Annotated in this window: 14 protein-coding genes; 9 read left to right on the top strand and 5 right to left on the bottom strand. The window is 69.3% G+C overall.

What is annotated here, in order from left to right:
- The first annotated feature begins 1 nt into the window (after nt 1).
- Nucleotides 2-889, top strand: a complete 888-nt coding sequence (locus ACX1D0_RS04210; RefSeq protein ID WP_459019641.1) for a type II secretion system F family protein — start codon at nt 2-4, stop codon at nt 887-889.
- The gene (locus tag ACX1D0_RS04205; protein WP_459019640.1) at nt 886-1,503 is read left to right on the top strand and encodes a prepilin peptidase; all 618 of its coding nucleotides are present in this window, start codon (nt 886-888) and stop codon (nt 1,501-1,503) included. Before ACX1D0_RS04210 ends, ACX1D0_RS04205 begins: the two co-directional genes overlap by 4 nt.
- Before the next feature lie 10 nt (nt 1,504-1,513).
- On the opposite strand, the gene ACX1D0_RS04200 is transcribed toward ACX1D0_RS04205, so the two are convergent.
- From ACX1D0_RS04200 to mnmA, 3 genes are read right to left on the bottom strand one after another with little or no spacing between them, the layout of a single operon-like run.
- Nucleotides 1,514-1,717, bottom strand: coding sequence for a hypothetical protein (locus tag ACX1D0_RS04200; RefSeq protein WP_459019639.1), 204 nt, complete (start codon nt 1,715-1,717; stop codon nt 1,514-1,516).
- Between the two features lie 27 nt (nt 1,718-1,744).
- Nucleotides 1,745-2,695, bottom strand: a complete 951-nt coding sequence (locus ACX1D0_RS04195) for a uroporphyrinogen decarboxylase/cobalamine-independent methonine synthase family protein (protein ID WP_459019638.1) — start codon at nt 2,693-2,695, stop codon at nt 1,745-1,747.
- Nucleotides 2,689-3,768 carry a tRNA 2-thiouridine(34) synthase MnmA gene (mnmA, locus tag ACX1D0_RS04190; RefSeq protein ID WP_459019637.1) on the bottom strand — a complete coding sequence of 360 codons (1,080 nt, stop codon included), beginning with the start codon at nt 3,766-3,768 and terminating at the stop codon, nt 2,689-2,691. The genes ACX1D0_RS04195 and mnmA overlap by 7 nt, the downstream gene beginning before the upstream one ends.
- 112 nt (nt 3,769-3,880) lie before the next feature.
- Here mnmA and ACX1D0_RS04185 point away from each other — a divergent pair, with 112 nt between their 5' ends.
- Nucleotides 3,881-5,323: an HNH endonuclease signature motif containing protein gene (locus tag ACX1D0_RS04185; RefSeq protein WP_459019636.1), complete on the top strand. Its 1,443-nt coding sequence runs from the start codon at nt 3,881-3,883 to the stop codon at nt 5,321-5,323.
- Between the two features lie 79 nt (nt 5,324-5,402).
- Here ACX1D0_RS04185 and ACX1D0_RS04180 read toward each other — a convergent pair whose 3' ends face one another.
- Both ACX1D0_RS04180 and ACX1D0_RS04175 read right to left on the bottom strand, forming a co-directional pair.
- Nucleotides 5,403-5,840: an NUDIX domain-containing protein gene (locus ACX1D0_RS04180; protein WP_459019635.1), complete on the bottom strand. Its 438-nt coding sequence runs from the start codon at nt 5,838-5,840 to the stop codon at nt 5,403-5,405.
- A 574-nt stretch (nt 5,841-6,414) separates the two neighbouring features.
- Complete coding sequence (locus ACX1D0_RS04175; RefSeq protein WP_459019634.1) at nt 6,415-7,551, bottom strand: cysteine desulfurase family protein; 1,137 nt, start codon at nt 7,549-7,551, stop codon at nt 6,415-6,417.
- 134 nt (nt 7,552-7,685) lie between these two features.
- Here ACX1D0_RS04175 and glgX point away from each other — a divergent pair, with 134 nt between their 5' ends.
- The 6 genes from glgX to ACX1D0_RS04145 all read left to right on the top strand — a co-directional run bounded on the left by glgX (nt 7,686) and on the right by ACX1D0_RS04145 (nt 18,835).
- Complete coding sequence (glgX, locus tag ACX1D0_RS04170) at nt 7,686-9,842, top strand: glycogen debranching protein GlgX (RefSeq protein ID WP_459020383.1); 2,157 nt, start codon at nt 7,686-7,688, stop codon at nt 9,840-9,842.
- Nucleotides 9,843-9,902: 60 nt separating this feature from the next.
- Nucleotides 9,903-11,888, top strand: a complete 1,986-nt coding sequence (locus tag ACX1D0_RS04165; RefSeq protein WP_459020382.1) for an alpha-1,4-glucan--maltose-1-phosphate maltosyltransferase — start codon at nt 9,903-9,905, stop codon at nt 11,886-11,888.
- A complete protein-coding gene (locus tag ACX1D0_RS04160; protein ID WP_459019633.1) occupies nt 11,885-13,045 on the top strand; it encodes a phosphotransferase in 1,161 nt (386 codons plus the stop codon). The genes ACX1D0_RS04165 and ACX1D0_RS04160 overlap by 4 nt, the downstream gene beginning before the upstream one ends.
- A gap of 101 nt (nt 13,046-13,146) precedes the next feature.
- A complete protein-coding gene (gene glgB / locus ACX1D0_RS04155) occupies nt 13,147-15,090 on the top strand; it encodes a 1,4-alpha-glucan branching protein GlgB (RefSeq protein WP_459019632.1) in 1,944 nt (647 codons plus the stop codon).
- 69 nt (nt 15,091-15,159) lie between these two features.
- Nucleotides 15,160-15,945, top strand: a complete 786-nt coding sequence (locus tag ACX1D0_RS04150; protein ID WP_459019631.1) for an NUDIX hydrolase — start codon at nt 15,160-15,162, stop codon at nt 15,943-15,945.
- Nucleotides 15,946-16,015: 70 nt separating this feature from the next.
- Nucleotides 16,016-18,835 (top strand): cation-translocating P-type ATPase, encoded by a 2,820-nt coding sequence (locus ACX1D0_RS04145; RefSeq protein WP_459019630.1) that lies wholly within the window; start codon nt 16,016-16,018, stop codon nt 18,833-18,835.
- Nucleotides 18,836-18,853: the final 18 nt, after the last annotated feature.

The following is an 18,853-nucleotide window of genomic DNA, read 5'->3' as shown; positions in this document are numbered from 1 at the left end:
CATGACATCACTGACGCTGGCAATAGTCGCCTTCGCCACCGGGCTAGGCGCACTTGTCTGGTTGCTCGCCGCGGGACCGGACCAGGTGAGGTCCCGCGCGCTCGAGAATCTTCAGCGCGGAACCGCAACGCGAGGAGCCACTCCCCGGACTCAGCAGGGCAACCTGCGGGTCGCTCAGCTCATCGATTCCCCGACGAGGAGGGGCAGGCTGGAGCAGGCACTCGCCAAGGCTGGGTTCCCCGGGGGCTGGACGGTCGACCAGCTGTTGTCCATCAAGGTGCTGGGCACTGTCCTGGTTGCGGTGCTCATGTTTCTTCTGTGGATGGGAGGACGGTCTTCCCTCGTCCTGCTCTTCGGGATCGCGCTCACGATTGGAACCTTCTTCCTTCCCGATCTGCTTCTGCTGAACACTTATCAGAAGCGACGCGAGCAGATCGACCTCGAACTCGCTGACACCCTGGACCAGATGAGCATCGCCGTTCAGGCTGGGTTGGGCTTCGATGCGGCGATGCTGCGCGTGGCCCGCAACGGTACTGGAGTGTTGGCGCAGGAGTTGGTCCGCACTATGCAGGACATCCAAGTTGGACAGACCAGGCGCAACGCGTATGAGGACCTGGCTCAGCGGACGGGCTCTGTCCCATTGCGACGCTTCGTCCGCACGGTCATTCAAGCTGAATCCTACGGAATCCCTTTGGCCGACGTGCTCAACGCACAAGCCGACGAGATGCGAATCGCCAGACGCCAGAGAGCCGAACGCAAGGCCATGGAGATTCCGGTCAAGGTGGTCTTCCCTCTCATCCTCTGCATCCTCCCCGTCATCTTCATCGCCATTCTGGGTCCGGCGGTGATCTCCATGATGGAAACGCTGTTCCCAGCACTCGGAGGATGAGCCCACTTCTCGCAGCAGCGGGCGTCTTCATCGCTGCGGTCTTAGCCGCGTTCCTCACCCGACAGCTCTCTCGCGCCGCGAAGTGGTGGTGGGCCGGAGCCGCGGCCGCACTGGTTCAGCTCTGGGCCCTGGTATCCACCACGGGTTGGGAGGCATTGCCGTTCACAGTGGCCGCCATCGCCTGGGGCACAGGCATAGCGGTCGATCTGGCAGAGCACCGCCTGCCAGATCTGATCACTCTCGCTCCCGTGCCGCTCTTCTTCGCACTTTTCCTTCCCTCAATGTCCGCTTCCGGGGAGTGGCGGCGGCTTGGCGAGGCGGTGCTCGGCTCACTGCTGACCGCCGCAGTGCTCTTCGCGCTGGCCTACATCAACCCCGACGGATTCGGCCTGGGTGACGTGAAGCTGGGACTCACCACCGGGGCCGCACTCGGCTGGTTCGGACTAGGGACAGCGCTCCTCGGGTTGGGAGCCGCATTCATCCTCATGGCAGTGATCAGCGGCCTCCTGCTCGCCACCAGGAGAATCAAGCGGGATGCGGAGATAGCCTTCGGACCCTTCATGGTGCTGGGCGTCCTCGTCGCCCCCGCTGCCGCCAACCTCCTCGGCTGGTGACGGCCGACCCTCACGCCCCGGTGAGAATCAGGTAGAACATCCGGCCAAGGAAGAAGAGCCCAACCGCGATGGCGACCACGACGAACGGGATCAGGATGCGCTGAATCTTCTTCCACCTCGTACTGGGCACCCCCGTCGGCCCCCAGGAGCCGCGACCCACCTGCGCCCGCACGGGGGTGTCACCGTTGAGGTTGAGGTCGGAGAAGATGCGCACGGTCCCAGCTTAGGCGAGCTTCGAGAGTCAGCCCCGCGTAAGCGACTCCTCCACCAGCTCAGCGGCCTTCCGCAGCGACTCCAACTGCGGGACCACGTCCTCACGCCGCCACCCGCCCATCCCGCACGCAGTGCCGAGGAGCAACCCATCGAACGAGTCCACCCGGATCGCTCGCAGCACCTTGAGCGCGGCGCGGACGAGGTCGTCGGTGCTCTGCAGCGCGCGCGCCGTGTCGACGACCCCGAGGATCAACCCGCGACCCTCGTCGCGCCACTGAGCCAACTCATCCAGATCCACCAAGGCAGCATCCACGGAGACCCCGGCGAAACCCGCTCGCCGCGCCAGGTCCAGCCAGCGGCCCGGCGCACAGCAGTGCAGCCACGCGCCGTCGGCCAGCGGACGGAGTGTCTCCACGATTCCGGGCGGGTCCACCCGCCGATGCCGGGAGAATCCGCTCGCCGTGGGCACGCGCCCCTCCGCCACCGCCATCATCGAAGGCTCGTCCACCTGCAGCCACAGCGTGGCGCCCGGAACCCGCCGCGACACTTCCGCCCGCAGTCCCGCCACCCCCTCCACCAAGGCCTGCGCCAGTTCGCGCCGGGCCCCGTGGTCGGCGAGGAGACGGTCCCCCATGGGTCGCTCGACGGAGGACGCGAGCGTCCATGGCCCCGCGACGGCCACCTTGAGCACACCGTCGAACCCCTGAAGGAGTTCCTCGGTGTCGTCGAGGTCGCGTCGCCACTGGGCGCGGGCCGCGCGATGCTCGGCACCTGAGTGCGGCGAGAGCCGCCATCCGGCAGGCTGCATGTCGAACCCGAGACCGGAGACGAGCCCCAGCGCCCGCCCGATCATGTCCGACCCGACCCCGCGGCCCGGCAGTTCCGGCAGCGGCAACACCTCCGGCAGCGCCTGCGCCATGGCGCTCAGCGCGCCGCGGAAATCGGTGCCAGGCAGGGAGCCCGCGGCGGTGATCAGCATCTGAGTGCCTCGGCGATCACGGCGCTGCCCACCACGCGGTCGCCGTCGTACACGACGACGGTCTGTCCGGGCGCGACGCCGTGCCCAGGTTCGTCCAGGCGCACCGTGAGCCCTCCGTCGGTGGCCGAGATCGTCGCGTCCTGCGGCACGCCGTGTGCCCGGTACTGCGCCTGCCCCCGCCATGGCCCCCGAACGGGTTGCCCGGTCCATGTGGCACGGATGCCGCTGAGGTGCGTGACCGCCAGGTCCTCCCTGGCGCCCACCACGACGGTGTTGGCCACCGGCTCGATGCGCAGCACGTAGCGGGGCTCCCCCGACGGCGCCGGAACCCGCAGGTCCAGTCCCTTGCGTTGCCCGACGGTGTAGCGGTGCGTCCCCCGGTGCTCCCCCAGCAGCGCCCCTTGGGCGTCGACGATCGGACCCGGTGCATCGTCGAGGTATCGGCCGAGGAATCCCTGCGTGTCACCGTCGGCGATGAAGCAGATGTCGTGGCTATCGGGCTTCTTCGCCACACCCAACCCGAGTGCCTGCGCCTCGGCGCGCACCACCGGCTTCTCTACGTCGTTGAGGGGGAACAGGCACCGGGCGAGTTGCTCCTGCGTGAGCATCCCCAGCACGTAGGACTGGTCCTTGGCCGCATCCGCCGCGCGGTGCAGCGAGACCGTACCGTCGTCGTGGCGCCGCAGGTCGGCGTAGTGACCGGTGGCCACGGCGTCGAATCCCAGAGCCACGCCGCGATCCAGCACTGCCGCGAACTTGATCTTCTCGTTGCAGCGCAAGCAGGGATTCGGCGTGCGGCCGGCGCGGTACTCGGCGATGAAGTCGTCGACGACGGCCTCATGGAACTCCTCGGCGAAGTCCCACACGTAGAACGGGATGTCCAGCTTGTCCGCCACCCGCCTGGCATCGTGCGAATCCTCCAACGAACAGCAGCCGCGTGCGCCGGACCTGTAGGACGCGGGGTTCTTGGAGAGCGCGAGGTGCACCCCTGTCACGTCATGCCCGGCGGCGACGAGGCGCGCGGCGGCGACGGCGGAGTCCACCCCGCCCGACATGGCCACCAACACCCGCACTTCTGGCTCCTCTGCTCGGCAATGCTCCACTCTACCGAGCGAGCCCGTCGGACTTATCCACAGCCTACGATCCTCGGCTGGAAATGGTCTGTGTGGTCGATAATCTTGGGTCATGCTTGAAAGCGCGCCTGCCCCCCTGGTCCCGGTCACGGTGGCCGAGGGATATGCCGCGCTCGACCACGCCCACCGGCACCTCATCGCAGCGGAGATCGCCGAGGTGATCGCCATCGCGCACCTCATGGACGTGTACCGCATCGACGACGACGCAGTCCAGGTCGGAATGGAGGACCTGATCCAGCCCGGCGCGGACGGCACCCCCAGCATCGGCGAGTTCCTCTCGTTGGAAATCGGTGCGCTCCTGGGCCTCTCCCCGCTGTCGGCGATGGGTCGAATCGCAGACGTACTCAATGTGCGCCACCGCCACCCCGCTCTCTGGGAGGCGGTGCTCGCCGGGCGGGTGCGCTGGTGGCAGGCAGCCGACGCAGCCGGCCGGGCCCAGCACCTCAGCGCCGCCGCCGTCGCGCTGCTGGACCGCAAGCTCGCGCACGCCCTGGCACTGATGCCTTGGGCCCGGGTCCTGCGGAATCTCGATGGCTGGATCCTTGCCGCGGATCCCCAGACCGCTGCTGACGCCGAAGCCCGGCATCGCACCGAGCGAAAGGTCGTGCTCAACCAGATCCGGGACGGTCACATCGAGATCTGGGGACGCCTCGCCCCGGCCGACGCACTCGCATTTGATCAGGCCATCAATGAGATCGCCAAGGCGATGCCTGCCCACCTCGATCCGGCACACCCGCTCCTGGCAGACCTCTCCACGGAAGCCCTCGCCAAGGCAGATCTCCAAACCCGCCGCGCCGCGGCGGTCGGGGAACTCGCCCGACGCACTTTCGGGCAGGACATCCTGCCCACCCATCAGTTGTTCGTCCACATCACCGGCTCGGATCCTTGGCTCACCGGAGACCCCACTCCCGGTCTGGAATTGTTGCCCGACGGTTCGGCCACCGGCATCGCCCGCGTCGATCGCTGGGGCTGTCTCCCCACCGATCGTCTCCGGGAACTGCTTGCCGATTCCCGCGTAATCGTGCGCCCCGTCCTGGACCCCAACTCGATCCCCGCCGTGGACCACTACAACCCCACGGGCCTCATGCGCCTGGCCATGGAGGTGCGGAATCCGGTGGATGTCTTTCCCTTCGGCACCCGGATTGCGCGCGGCTGCGACGCGGACCACACCCGGCCCTTCGTCGACGGCGGACCTCGCGGCCAGACGTCGCCGGACAACCTCGGGCCGCTCTGTCGTTTCACCCATCGCGCGAAGACCCACGGCGGTTGGCGGCTCACCCAGCCGGAGCCGGGCCAGTTCCATTGGCGCTCTCCTGCCGGCTACGAGTACCTCGTCACCTCCCAGGGCACCACCAGGATCTCGGCTCCCCGCCCAGCCCGCGGACCTGCCCCACCCGTTCTACTCCGTGGAGATGACCCACCCCGCGACGACCCGGCATGGGATCTGCTGCCGGACCGAACCCCGCCCTTGTCCCTGCTCACCCTCGCCACCTGAGCGTCCCTGCGCGCTACCGGCACCGCGGCCGAAAGGCGTGAAGGCGTGTTGAGCACCCTGCGCGCGCGTCGCCCATCCCCTAAAGGGACCGCGCGGCGTCCAGCGCGCCGTCTGGATAGAACGGTAGGCCGGCCTCGCCGAGGGCGTCCAGCCGATGCCAGGCGACGACGCTCTCATCGTCGATCACTTTTACCCGAGCATCGAGCGGCCACGCCTCGAGGCCCGGACACTCCACTGCGAAGATGTGAACCACCTCGTGTCCAGCCCGGCCGAGAAAGCTGAAGATGTTTTCCGTAACGGTGAGTAGCGACTCCCCAGTGACCACCACTCCCAGCTCCTCCAGGAACTCACGCCTCAGGGCGTCGGCGGCTCGCTCACCGAACTCGATTCCCCCACCGATGGCGCGCACGAAGGGGCGCTCACCCTGGCTGCCATCGAACTCCTGCACAAGGACGCACCCGTCACGGACGGGCAGACCGACGGCGAGGTTGCGGATGCGCTGATCGGCTGGGTCCATGGAGGGCAGCGTAGACCTCCAGCTCGACGCCGGGCGCTGCGCACCGTCCCCAGCGGCCCACGCAGCCCGCTCACTGGCGCCACCGCAGGGCAGGTCTGCGCGAGTGGTGCGTCACGACCCTTCGAGACGAGCCGCGCCGCTCCGCGGGCGACTCTCCTCAGGGATCGGGAAGGGACCACCCGCGTTGCTCTGCGGGCTCTCGTCAGCGAGCTGCGGAGGGTGGGGGGCGGCAGGGCGGCTGCGCGCAGGGATGCCCAGCCCTGGTGGCAGCAGAAGGAACCCGCCTGAGCAGACTCGTGCCAGGGCCGCTCTGACGGCACGCACCCGAAGCCAGCCGTGCCATAGGACTACGAGTGCCGGGAGACATGACACGAGGCACGGGCGGCCTCAACTACTCGCACCGGGTGCAACGCGCCGCGATCAGGCCGACGGTGGGCACGGGCCGCCCGTGCCTCGTGTCATGGCTCCCGGCACCCACCACTGGGTCCAGTGAGCGGGCGGGTTTCGTCACGACCCTTCGAGACAGCCGCCGGTCGCTTCGCGACGCCGGCCTCCTCAGGGAGCGAGCAAGGGGTCAGAATGCGGAGCGGGCGACGCTCAAGGCCTCCGGGAGGACCTCCACCAGCCGTGAGATGTCGGATGTCGTCGTGGTCCAGCCCAGAGAGAACCGCAACGACTGCGTCGCCTCGTCGGCCGTCCGCCCCATCGCCAGCAGCACCTCGCTCGGCTGGTGCACCCCCGCGCGGCACGCGCTCCCCACGGACGCGTGCACGCCTCGCTGGTCCAGCAGGAACAACAGGTCATCCGCCCGCACCCCGTCGAACGTCGCATTGACGATGTGCGGCGCCCCGTCAGGCCGACTGTTCACCCGACCACCAGCCAAGACGCATGCCTCCGCCACGCGATCACGCAGCGCCGAAAGCCGCGACACTTCAGCCCCCAACTCCCCCACCGCGACACTCGCCGCCCGCGCGAACGCCGCCGCCAGCGCCACCGGCTGGGTACCGGACCTCACATCGCGCTCCTGCCCTCCCCCCAGACCGACCGCCGCGGGTACCACCGAGCGCCGCGCCAGCAGCGCGCCGATGCCCACCGGCCCGCCGATCTTGTGCGCCGACAGGCTCATCAGATCCAGGCCACTCGACGAGAAGTCCACCGGCACGTGCCCCAACGCCTGCACCGCGTCGGAGTGCGTCCACGCCCCCACAGCCGCCGCCAGTTCCGCGACGGCAGACACCGGCTGAAGAACGCCCGTCTCGTTGTTCACCGCCATGACGGACACCACCGCAACCGCGGCATCCAGCATTGCCGAAGCGGCATCCAGGGACACGACGCCCTCGCCGGTCACCGGGAGCACCTCCGCCCCCCGCTTCACGGCACCGAGCACCGCCGGATGCTCCACGGCCGACACCAGGCACCGCGACCGTCCCCGCGACCGACCCGCCTCCCAGCCCCCCACCACCGCGATCGTGTCCGCCTCCGAGCCGCCTGAGGTGAAGATGACCTCTGTCGGGTGGGCCCCCACGGCCGCGGCGAGTTCCTCCCGCGCCTCCTCCAGCCGAGCCCGGGCCCGCTGCCCCGGCCGATGCAGCGACGACGCGTTGCCGTGCACACCCGCAGCCGAGACGAACGCGTCCAGGGCCTGCGGTCGCAACGGCGTGGTGGCGGCGTGGTCGAGATAGGCGGACTCCACAACGGACCTCTTCTGCATTCAGGCGCCCCGGCGACGGCGGGCGCAGCGTCCATGCTAGCCACGCCGCACCCTCGGCAAACCCCCCAGCGAAGTGGGGTTTTGGTCCAGAAAGTGGCACAATAGGGCGCTGCCCCCTGTGAACCCCGCGGAAGCTGACGATGACCCCACCCACCACGCCTGATACGAGCGCCCTCGGCGCACGCATCACCCCCCATGGCGTCCGCTTCGGCCTCTGGGCCCCACGCGCCTCCGGGGTCGAACTGGCGCTCATCGATCCGCTCAACCAGCAGCACAACATCGACATGACGCGCGACGAGCACGGGATCTGGACCGTCGAGGTGCCGCGCGTCGACGCCGAGCAGCACTACGGTTACCGCGTACACGGCCCGTGGGACCCGTCCTCGGGCAGCCGCTTCAACCCGGCCCGCCTCCTGCTGGATCCCTACGCCCGCGCCATCAGCGGAGGCGTGGACTTCCGCGGCCCCATCCTGGATCACATCCCCGGCAACCCGTTCTCCATCTCGCCGTCGGATTCGTTCGGTGCCGTCCCGCTCAGCGTCGTCGTGGCCGACACCCCGCCGCCCACGCCCATCGCGCGCCGGCGGCCCATGTCGGAGACCATCATCTACGAGGCGCACCTGCGCGGCTTCACCAAGCTCCACCCCCAGGTGCCCGAGCACCTGCGTGGCTCCTACCTGGCGCTGGCGGACCCCTCCGTCATCGAGTACCTCACCGGCCTGGGGATCACGGCCGTCGAGCTGCTGCCGGTGCACCACTTCGTGTCCGAGCCCTTCGTCGCGACGAAGGGCCTGCGCAACTTCTGGGGCTACAACACGCTGGGCTTCTTCGCCCCGCACGCCTACTACGCCACCCGCGGCACCGTCGGCAACCAGGTGGCGGACTTCAAGCAGATGGTCTCCGCCCTGCACGAGGCGGGCATCGAGGTAATCCTCGACGTGGTGTACAACCACACCGGAGAGGGCGGCCACGAGGGCCCCACGCTGTCGATGCGCGGCCTGGACCACGACGCCTACTACCGCCTCACCAACGACCGCCGCGACGACTACGACGTCACCGGCTGCGGCAACTCGGTCAACACCTCGCACCCGATGGTGCTGCAGCTGGTGCTGGACTCGATGCGCTACTGGGTCACCGAGATGGGGGTGGACGGCTTCCGCTTCGACCTGGCCACCACGATGATCCGCGACGAGCACCACCACGTGGACCACAACCACGCGTTCAAGGCTCTGGTGGCCGCGGATCACGCGTTCACCGGCGTCAAGATGATCACCGAGCCGTGGGACATCGGCCCGTACGGCTACCAGGTGGGCGCCTGGGGTCCCGGCTGGTACGAGTGGAACGACCGCTTCCGCGACCACATCCGCGACTACTGGCGCGGCGCCGTGCACGGCGTTCAGGAGCTGGCCACCCGGCTCGCGGGATCGCCGGACATCTTCGACGAGCCCGGCCGCTCGCCGCAGTCCAGCATCAACTTCGTCACCGCCCACGACGGGTTCACGATGCGTGACCTGGTGAGCTACGACGTCAAGCACAACCTGGACAACGGCGAGGCCAACCGCGACGGCTCGGACAACAACCGCTCCTGGAACCACGGCTGGGAGGGTGAGACGGAGGACCCCGGGATCAACGCGCTGCGCCGCCGCCAGGTGCTCAACCTGATGGCCACCCAGCTGCTGGCCGCCGGCACCCCGATGATCACGGCAGGCGACGAGTTCGGCCGCACGCAGAAGGGCAACAACAACGCCTACTGCCAGGACTCGCCTCTGTCCTGGGTGAGCTGGGACATCCCGTTCGAGTGGCTCGAGGTGCAGAGCCGGATCGCGGCGCTGATCAAGCTGCGACAGTCCCACACGGTCCTGCGGCCGGTGGACTTCGCGTACCACACCGAGATCATCAACGACGACGGCGAGAACCTGCAGCGCGTGGACCTCACGTGGATGGACGGCCAGTTCGGCGAGATGAGCCACGACGCCTGGCACGACGGTGCTCGCCGGCTGTTGGGCATGTACGTCTCCAACGAGACGGAGGCGTTCCTCACCTGGTTCAACTCGTCCGCCGAACCCCTGCCGCTCACGCTCCCCACCATCCCCTGGGGCTACGGCTACGAGGTGGTGTGGCACAGCGCGGATGCCGACGAGGTGCCCGACGGCGTCCTCCCGGCCCTGGCGGAGCTGACCATGCCGGCGCGGTCCGTCGTCGTGATGCGGGTGCAGGTGCCCATGAGCGCCCGCGAGCTGCTGGCGCTGCAGGCCGAGGCCGAGCCGTCGTCGCTGGACCTGCTGTCCTGAACGGTGCGGCCTGGGGGCGGTCCGGCTAGGCTGACGCCCGTGAGTGCGGATATCCCAGCCATGACCCTCAAGCGCATCGTTCGGACCGACGGCGGCTTCGGCCGCATCCCGGTGACCGGCGTGACCCCCACCATCGAAGGCGGTGTGTATCCGGTCAAGGCCGTGGTTCACGAACGCATCCTCATCCAGGCCAACGTGTTCCGGGAGGGCCATGACGCGGTGAACGCCTCCGTCATCCTCACCTCGCCGGGTGGCACGCAGCGCCGCGTCGACATGAAGCAGGTCGACCCACAGGGCCTCGACATCTGGCAGGCCTACGTTCGGATGGCCGCCGAGGGCGACTGGACCTTCCGCGTCGAGGGCTGGAGCGACCCGTGGGGCACGTGGCGGCACAACGCCGAGGCGAAGCTCCCCGTCGCCATGGACGTGGACCTGGTGTGCATGGAGGGGCGCGAGCTTCTGACCCGCTCCGCCCAGCAGGCGGAGGCCATGCGCGTCCCGGGCGCGGCCAGCCTGTTGCGCGGCGCCGCGGAGACCCTGACCGGGTACACGGACGTCGAGGAGGTCCTGGAGCTCATCACCTCGGCCCCCATCACGCGTGCCATGGCCCGCTTCGGCCCGCGCGAATTCGTCTCCCCCACGGCCGAGTTCCCCATCCGCGTGGAGCGCCGCCGGGCGCTGTACTCCTCGTGGTACGAGTTCTTCCCCCGCTCGCAGGGCGCCTGGGTGGACGACGACGGGCACTGGCACTCCGGCACGTTCAACTCCTCGCACGAGCGCCTCGAGGCCGCCGCCGCGATGGGCTTCCACGTGGTGTACCTGCCGCCCATCCACCCCATCGGCACCGCGTTCCGCAAGGGCAAGAACAACAGCCTGGAGCCTGGCCCGGAGGACCCGGGCTCGCCGTGGGCCATCGGCTCGCCCGACGGCGGCCACGACGCCATCCACCCTGATCTGGGCGACTTCGAGGACTTCGACGCCTTCGTCTCCAAGGCCCGTTCGCTGGGGCTGGAGGTGGCACTGGACTTCGCGCTGCAGGCCTCGCCGGACCACCCGTGGGTGGTGGAGCACCCGGAGTGGTTCACCACGCGTCTCGACGGCACCATCGCCTACGCGGAGAACCCCCCGAAGAAGTACCAGGACATCTACCCGATCAACTTCGACAACGACCCCGTGGGCATCTACCACGAGGTGCTGCGGATCGTGCGGTTCTGGATCGACCACGGCGTCTCGATCTTCCGCATCGACAACCCGCACACCAAGCCGGTCGAGTTCTGGGACTGGCTGATGTCGAAGGTGCACGAGACCAACCCTGAGGTCATCTTCCTGGCCGAGGCGTTCACCAAGCCGCAGATGATGGCGGCCCTCGGGAAGGTGGGCTTCCAGCAGAGCTACACCTACTTCACGTGGCGCACCCAGAAGTGGGAGCTCACCGAGTACCTCACCGAGCTGTCGCAGGAGATGGCGTCGTTCTACCGACCCAACTTCTTCGTCACCACCCCGGACATCAACCCGTTCCACCTGCAGTCCGGCAACCCGGCGGCGTTCTCCATCCGCGCCATCCTCGCCGCGACACTCGCGCCCACGTGGGGCATCTACTCCGGCTTCGAGCTGTTCGAGCACGAGGCGCTGGCCCCGGGCAGGGAGGAGTACCTCAACTCCGAGAAGTACGAGTACCGGCCACGCGACTTCACCGCCCAGCCCAACCTCAACCTGCTGCTCGGCAAGCTCAACGAGATCCGCGAGGCGCACCCGTCTCTGCAGCAGCTGCGCGACATCCACTTCCACCACGCCCCGCACGATCAGGTGATCGTCTTCTCCAAGAACGACGGCGCGGACACCGTGCTGGTGGTGTGCTCCCTGGACCCGGACAACACGGTGTCCTCGGACGTGATGCTGGACTTCGCCGCCCTGGGCGTGGAGGGCCGGGAGAACATCCGCGTGGTCGACGAGCTGACCGGCGAGGAGTACGTCTGGGGCGAGCGTTCCTGGGTGCAGCTGTGGCCCGGCAAACCCGCGCACATCTTCCACGTGGTGGCTCAGTGACCTCGGAGGACTCCGCACTCCTGCAGCAGCTGTGGGACCTGGCGGTGTCGTCGCGTTGGTTCTCGGGCCGCGGCGGGCGTCCGGTGGACGTCGAGCTGGGTCCCTGGGCCGGTCCGACGCTGCGCCCCGCGCTGCTCGTGGTGGAGTTCGACGACGGGCACCGCGAGCGCTTCCACGTGCCGCTCCTCTACCGCGACGGCGCCCCCATCGACGCGTGCGACGAGGGCGGCGTGCTGTTGCGGGCCCTGTATGACGAGGCCCCCGGATTCGAGCGGTACCGGGCGGTGGCCAACAACCTGACCGCCCGTCGCTACGCCGGGGAGCAGTCCAACACGTCGGTGTTCTTCGGCGACCAGCTGCTGGTCAAGGTGTTCCGCCGCCTGGAGCCGGGGCGCTCCGTGGACGTCGAACTGCACGCCGCACTGGCGGGCACCGGGGTGGTCGCCGAGCTGTACGGCGCCTGGACCTGGGACGGCACGGATCTTGCCGTGTTCCTCGAGGCGCTGCCGCAGCCGACCGACGGTTACGTGCTGGCCTGCGAGTACGCCGGAGAAGGCCGCGACTTCACCGACCACGCCCGCGCGTTGGGGGAGGCGCTCGCCACCGTGCACACGGTGCTTGCGCAGCGCCTGGCGACGGGCACCGTCGACGGCGCGCAACTGGCAGCGGACTGCCGCGCACGCTTCGCCGCCGTGGCCGACGAGGTGCCCGAGGTGGCCCCCTACCGGGAGGCCGCCGACGCGGCCTTCGCCGCCATCTCCGACGCTCGCCTCCCCGCGCAGCGCGTGCACGGCGACTGCCACCTCGGGCAGGTGCTGCTCAGTGAGGGCCGGTGGCGCTACGTGGACTTCGAGGGGGAACCCCTCAAGACCATGGCGGAGCGGCGCCTCCCGGATTCGCCGCTGCGGGACGTGGCCGGCATGCTGCGCTCCTTCGCCTACGCCCAGGCTGCGGGCGGCGCGTCGGCGCAGTGGCTGGCCGGGTGCCGCGAGGCGTTCCTGAGCGGCTACGGGCTCGATCCGCACGCGGAGGACCCGGTCCTGGCGGCGTACGAGACGGACAAGGCGGGCTACGAAGCCGTCTACGAGGCGCGCTTCCGTCCGCACCTGCTGTCGGTGCCGCTGCAGCACCTGGCCACGTTGATAACGATCCCGTAACCCTGATGGCGGGATCCCCCGCACTGGGCCGTCCGCACCCGCAGCGGCCCCCGGCACGCTAGATTGGCGCGCACAGACATCGCTTCGAAGGAGTCAAGAAAATGGCGCACGACCGCTTCGGTGGACTGACCGGCTGGGACTTCGAAGGGTTTCACAGCGGTGGCGACACCGAGCTGTGGAAGCGCCTCGGCAGCACCGTGGTCACGGTGGACGACGAGGAGCGCGGCAGCGTCACGGGCGTCCGATTCGCCGTCTGGGCACCCAACGCGAAGTCCGTGCAGGTCATCGGAAACTTCAACTGGTGGACCGGCGACGCCCTGGAGCTGATCCCCGGCTCGGGCGTCTGGGGCACGTTCATCGAGGGCCTCGGCGAAGGCACGCTGTACAAGTACCGCATCGAGACGCAGGACGGCCAGTGGATCGAGAAGGTCGACCCCATGGCCAGGTTCAGCGAGCAGGCGCCGGCGAACGCGTCGATCGTCTACGAGTCGAAGTACGCCTGGTCGGACGACGAGTGGCTGGCCAAGCGCCGCGCCTCGAAGGCCCACGCGGAGCCGATGAGCGTCTACGAGGTGCACCTGGGCGGCTGGCGCAAGGGCAAGAGCTACCTGGATCTGGCGGAGGAGCTGGTCAGCTACGTCAAGTGGCAGGGCTACACCCACGTCGAGTTCATGCCGCTGGCTGAGCACCCCTTCGAGCCCAGCTGGGGCTACCAGATCTCCGGGTACTTCTCCCCCACGTCGCGCTTCGGCAAGCCCGACGACCTGCGCTACCTCGTCGACAGGCTGCACCAGGCAGGCATCGGCGTCATCATGGACTGGGTGCCCGGGCACTTCCCCAAGGACGACTGGGCACTGGGCCGCTTCGACGGCACCGCGCTCTACGAGCACGCGGATCCCCGTCAGGGCGAGCACCAGGACTGGGGCACCTACATCTTCAACTACGGACGCAACGAGGTGAAGAGCTTCCTCGTGTCCAACGCGCTGTACTGGATCCAGGAGTTCCACATCGACGGCCTGCGCGTGGACGCCGTCGCCTCCATGCTGTACCTGGACTACTCCCGCGAGGACGGTCAATGGGTGCCCAACCAGTACGGCGGCCGCGAGAACCTCGACGCCATCGACTTCCTCAGCTACTGCAACCGCCACCTGTACGAGCGTGAGCCGGGCGTGCTGATGATCGCCGAGGAGTCCACCAGCTTCGCCGGCGTCACCAAGCCCGTCCACGAGGGCGGCCTCGGCTTCGGCTTCAAGTGGAACATGGGCTGGATGAACGACACGCTGCGGTACCTGCAGCTGGACCCGGTGTACCGCCAGTACGAGCACAACCTCCTCACCTTCGGCATGGTCTACGCCTACTCCGAGAACTTCATGCTGCCCATCAGCCACGACGAGGTGGTCCACGGCAAGGGCTCCATGATCAACAAGGTCCCGCAGGACGACTGGCGCAAGTTCGCCACGCTGCGCGCCTACTACTCGTTCATGTGGAGCTTCCCAGGCAAGCAGCTGGTCTTCATGGGCTGCGAGTTCGGGCAGCGGCCGGAGTTCAGTGAGTCGGTGTCCCTCGAGTGGTGGGTCACCGAGCTGTGGGGCCACGGCGGCCTGCAGCGGCTCTTCCGCGACCTCAACCACATCTACCGCGCCAACCGCCCACTGTTCGAGCTGGACAACTCACCCAAGGGATTCAGCTGGATCAACGCCGACGACGCGGGCCGCAACACCATCGCATGGGTGCGCCACGACGAGGACTACAACCACATCGCGTGCGTGACGAACTTCTCCCCCGAGCCGCTGATCGACTACGAGATCGGCCTCCCGGAGGCCGGTGCGTGGGAGGAGATCCTCAACACCGACGCTCCCGTCTACGACGGGTCCGGCGAGTTCGGCAACCTCGGTGAGGTGACCGCCCACGAAGAACCCTGGGGCCACTTCCCGGCCCGCGCGCTCGTCACCGTCCCGCCGCTCGGCTCCGTCTGGCTGCGCCGTGAGGCCAAGGCCGCCGTGCGCCCGGCACCGGTCCAGGGCGAGGACGCCACGAACGCATAACAGCCCGTCGCAGTCCGCTGCGGTCACCCGGGGTGGTGGCCGTGGCGGGCACCGGGTACGGTCGGCCGGGTGAGCGACTTCAAGGTGTCCGTGGACATCGCCGGCGGCGTGGGTACGCTGCGCTGGGCTGAGCAGGAGGTCGACGTCGACACGCTGCAGCGTGCGCTGTCGCTGGCCTCCGACGACGCCATCCTCGCCCACGACCTCCGCCGGCTCCAGGTGGAGCTGCCCGAGTGGGACACCGCCGCCCGGGTGGCGCTGCACCGCTGCGGCTTCCGGCTGGAGGGACGCCTGAGGGCGGCCGTGGAAGCGGAGCCCGGCGTGTTCCGCGACATCCTCATCTACTCGCGCCTCGCCGTCGACACCGTGTACGGCCCGCACGGCTTCTCCGGTGTGCTGGATTCGATCCTGCCCACCAAGCGCGTCATCGCGCATGCCCTGTTCCGCGACCAGCAGGGCCGCGTGCTGCTGCTGGAGACCTCCTACAAGGAGGACTGGGAACTGCCCGGCGGCATCGTCGAGCCGTTCGAGGCGCCGCGCGCCGGAGGGGAGCGCGAGACCCTGGAGGAGCTGGGCATCGAGGTCACCTTCGGGCAACCGCTGCTGGTGGACTGGATGCCGCCCTATCTCGGCTGGTCCGACGCGGTGGAGTTCATCTTCGACGGCGGGACGCTGGGCCCGGAGGTCGCGGCGGAGCTGGGCACCGACGACCGCGAGATCCGCGCCATCCACTGGGTGGAGCCGGAGGGCGTCGCCCTGCACGTCACGGAGCTCTCAGCCCGCCGGATCGCCTTGATGCTGGCCGGCTACCGCGGCTTGACCGAGAACGGCCACCCGGTGGCCCCCCTCCCCTGACCCCTGCCGAAGTTCCCGCCGCCCCGACATGAGTCAGCGGCGGGGGTAGGCGGAGGGACACAATGGACACATGGCCGACGCTGTGCGCGACGTGACACTTCTCCCTGCTGACGAAGTGACGCTCGCACTGGGCGTCGACCCCGCCTCGGGCCTCAGCGCCGGCGAGGTGGCGGCACGGCAGGACCTCTACGGCCGCAACGAGCTGCGCTCCACTCCCCCGGAGCCGGCGTGGCGACGGCTCGTGCGACAGTTCGCCGATCCGCTCATCTACCTGCTCCTCGCCGCCATCGTCATCTCCGTGGTCGCGTGGGCGGTGGAGGGCGCCACCGGTGTGCCGGTCGACGCGCTGGTGATCGCGGTCATCGTGCTGGCCAACGCCGTCATCGGGTACGTGCAGGAGAACCGGGCCGAGCGTGCCGTCGCCGCGTTGGCGGACATGACCGCCACCCGCTCCACCGTTCTGCGCGACGGCCTCCTCACCGTCGTCCCCTCCGCCGAGCTGGTCCCCGGCGACGTGCTTGTCCTCGCCGAGGGCGACGCCGTCGGCGCCGACGCGCGGCTGCTCACCGCGTCGTCGCTGCGGGTCCAGGAGGCCTCCCTCACCGGCGAGTCGGAGGCGGCGGAGAAGTCGCCGGCCGCGCTGGAGGAGGCCACCCTCGTCGGCGACCGCGCCAACATGGTGTTCAAGGGCACCGCCGTGGCCCACGGGGTCGGCCGCGCCGTCGTCACCACCACGGGCATGGCCACCGAGATGGGCCGGATCGCCACCCTGCTCGACGAGACCGAGGCCGAACCCTCGCCGCTGCAGGTGGAGATCGCGAAGATCTCCACGACGCTCGGCCTCCTCGTGGTGGCCATCGCCGTGATCGTGATGGTGACCACCGCACTGGTCAACCGTGTCGACACCCTCGACGGCGCGGTCGACATTCTCCTCATGGGCGTCTCTCTCGCCGTGGCCGCCGTCCCCGAGGGACTCCCCGCCATCCTCTCGCTCGTCCTCGCCATCGGCGTGCAGGCCATGGCCCGCCGCAACGCCGTCATGAAGGATCTCCATTCCGTGGAGACCCTCGGGTCGGTCTCGGTGATCTGCTCGGACAAGACCGGCACCCTCACCCGCAATGAGATGACGCTGCGCGAGATCGTCACCGCCTCCGGGCGAGTGGTGCTGGGCGGTACCGGCTACGCGCCCGAGGGTGAGGTGACCGTCCACGGAAGCCGCGACACTGCCCTCGCCGAGGCCCGCCGCGTCCTCCTGGGCGGGTCGGTGGCCAACGACGCGCAGCTGGCCCTGGTGGACGACGCCTGGCAGATCCAGGGCGACCCCACGGAGGCCGCGTTCCTCGTCGCGGCCCGCAAGCTCACCGGGGGTGAGCCGACGGAGGGCTACACCCGCACCGCGCAGGTGCCGTTCAGCTCCGAGCGGAAGATGATGTCGGTCCTCACCAGCCACCCCACGCATCGCCCCAGGCACCTGGTCTTCGCCAAGGGCGCCCCCGACGTGCTGGTGGAGCGCTGCACCGCCGAACAGGTGGGCGGCGACGCGGTTCCGCTGACCGAGGCCCGGCGCGTGGAGCTCGCTGACGCCGTCGTGGAGCTGAGCGGCCAGGGCTACCGCACGCTGGCGGTGGCCTGGCGCGACGCGGACCCCTCCGAGCACCACACCTTCGACGAGGACGCCGAGCGCGACCTCACGTTCGGCGGCATCGTCGGCATCATCGACCCGCCCCGCAGCGAGGCCGCGGCCGCCATCGCCGAAGCCCACCGGGCCGGCATCCGCACGGTGATGATCACCGGAGACCATCCGGTCACGGCCGCCCGCATCGCGGCGGACCTGGGGATCGCCGAGGAGGGCCACCAGCCGGTGGTGGTCACCGGGGAACAGTTGGACCTCATCGAGGCCGGGGACCTCGCCGCCGCGACCCGGCACGCCCGCGTCTACGCCCGCGTGGCCCCGGAGCACAAGCTCCAGGTGGTCGACGCCCTCCAGGCGGACCGGCACATCGTGGCGATGACCGGCGACGGCGTCAACGACGCCCCCGCCCTGAAGTCCGCCGACATCGGCGTGGCGATGGGCATCACCGGCACCGAGGTCACCAAGGAGGCCGGGAAGATGATTCTCGGCGACGACAACTACGCCACGATCGTGGCCGCGGTGCGCCAGGGCCGGGTGATCTTCGACAACATCCGCAAGTTCATGCGCTATCTGCTGAGTTCCAACATGGGCGAGATCGCCACCGTGTTCCTCGGTGTGACGCTGGGCATGTTCATCGGCCTGGCGGATCCTGCCGATCCCGCGGCCACCGTCGTGCCGCTGCTCGCCACGCAGATCCTGTGGATCAACCTGGTCACCGATTCCGGCCCGGCGCTGGCCATGGGCGTGGACCCGGAGATCGACGACGTGATGGCCCGCCCGCCGCGGCGCCACGACGACCGCATCATCGACGCGCACATGTGGCAGCGCATCGTCTTCATCGGCGCGCTGATGGGCGTGCTCAGCCTGGTGGTGTTCGACCTCACCCTCCCCGGTGGCCTGATCGGCGGCCTGGAACATCTCGCCCCTGCCCGGACCCAGCTGGCCACCGCGCGCACGACCGCCTTCACGGCGCTGGTGGCCATGCAGCTGTTCAACGCGCTCAACAGCCGCTCCGATCTCCTCAGCGCCTTCGATCACCTCTTCACCAACGGCTGGCTGTGGCTGTCGCTGGGCGCGGCCGCGCTCGCCCAGGTGCTGGTGGTCTACGTGCCGTTCCTCCAGCACGCGTTCGGAACGGTGGCCCTGGGGTGGCAGCACTGGGCACTCGCTCTCACCGCGGGTGCGACCGTCCTGGCGTTCGAGGAGGCCGTCAAGATCCTCCGACGCGGCGCCGCTCGGGGTCGACGCTCTCCCTGACCACCGCTTAGGGTGGAC

Source organism: Tessaracoccus pujii (assembly GCF_054483895.1).
This window is presented reverse-complemented; position numbering and strand designations above follow the sequence as displayed.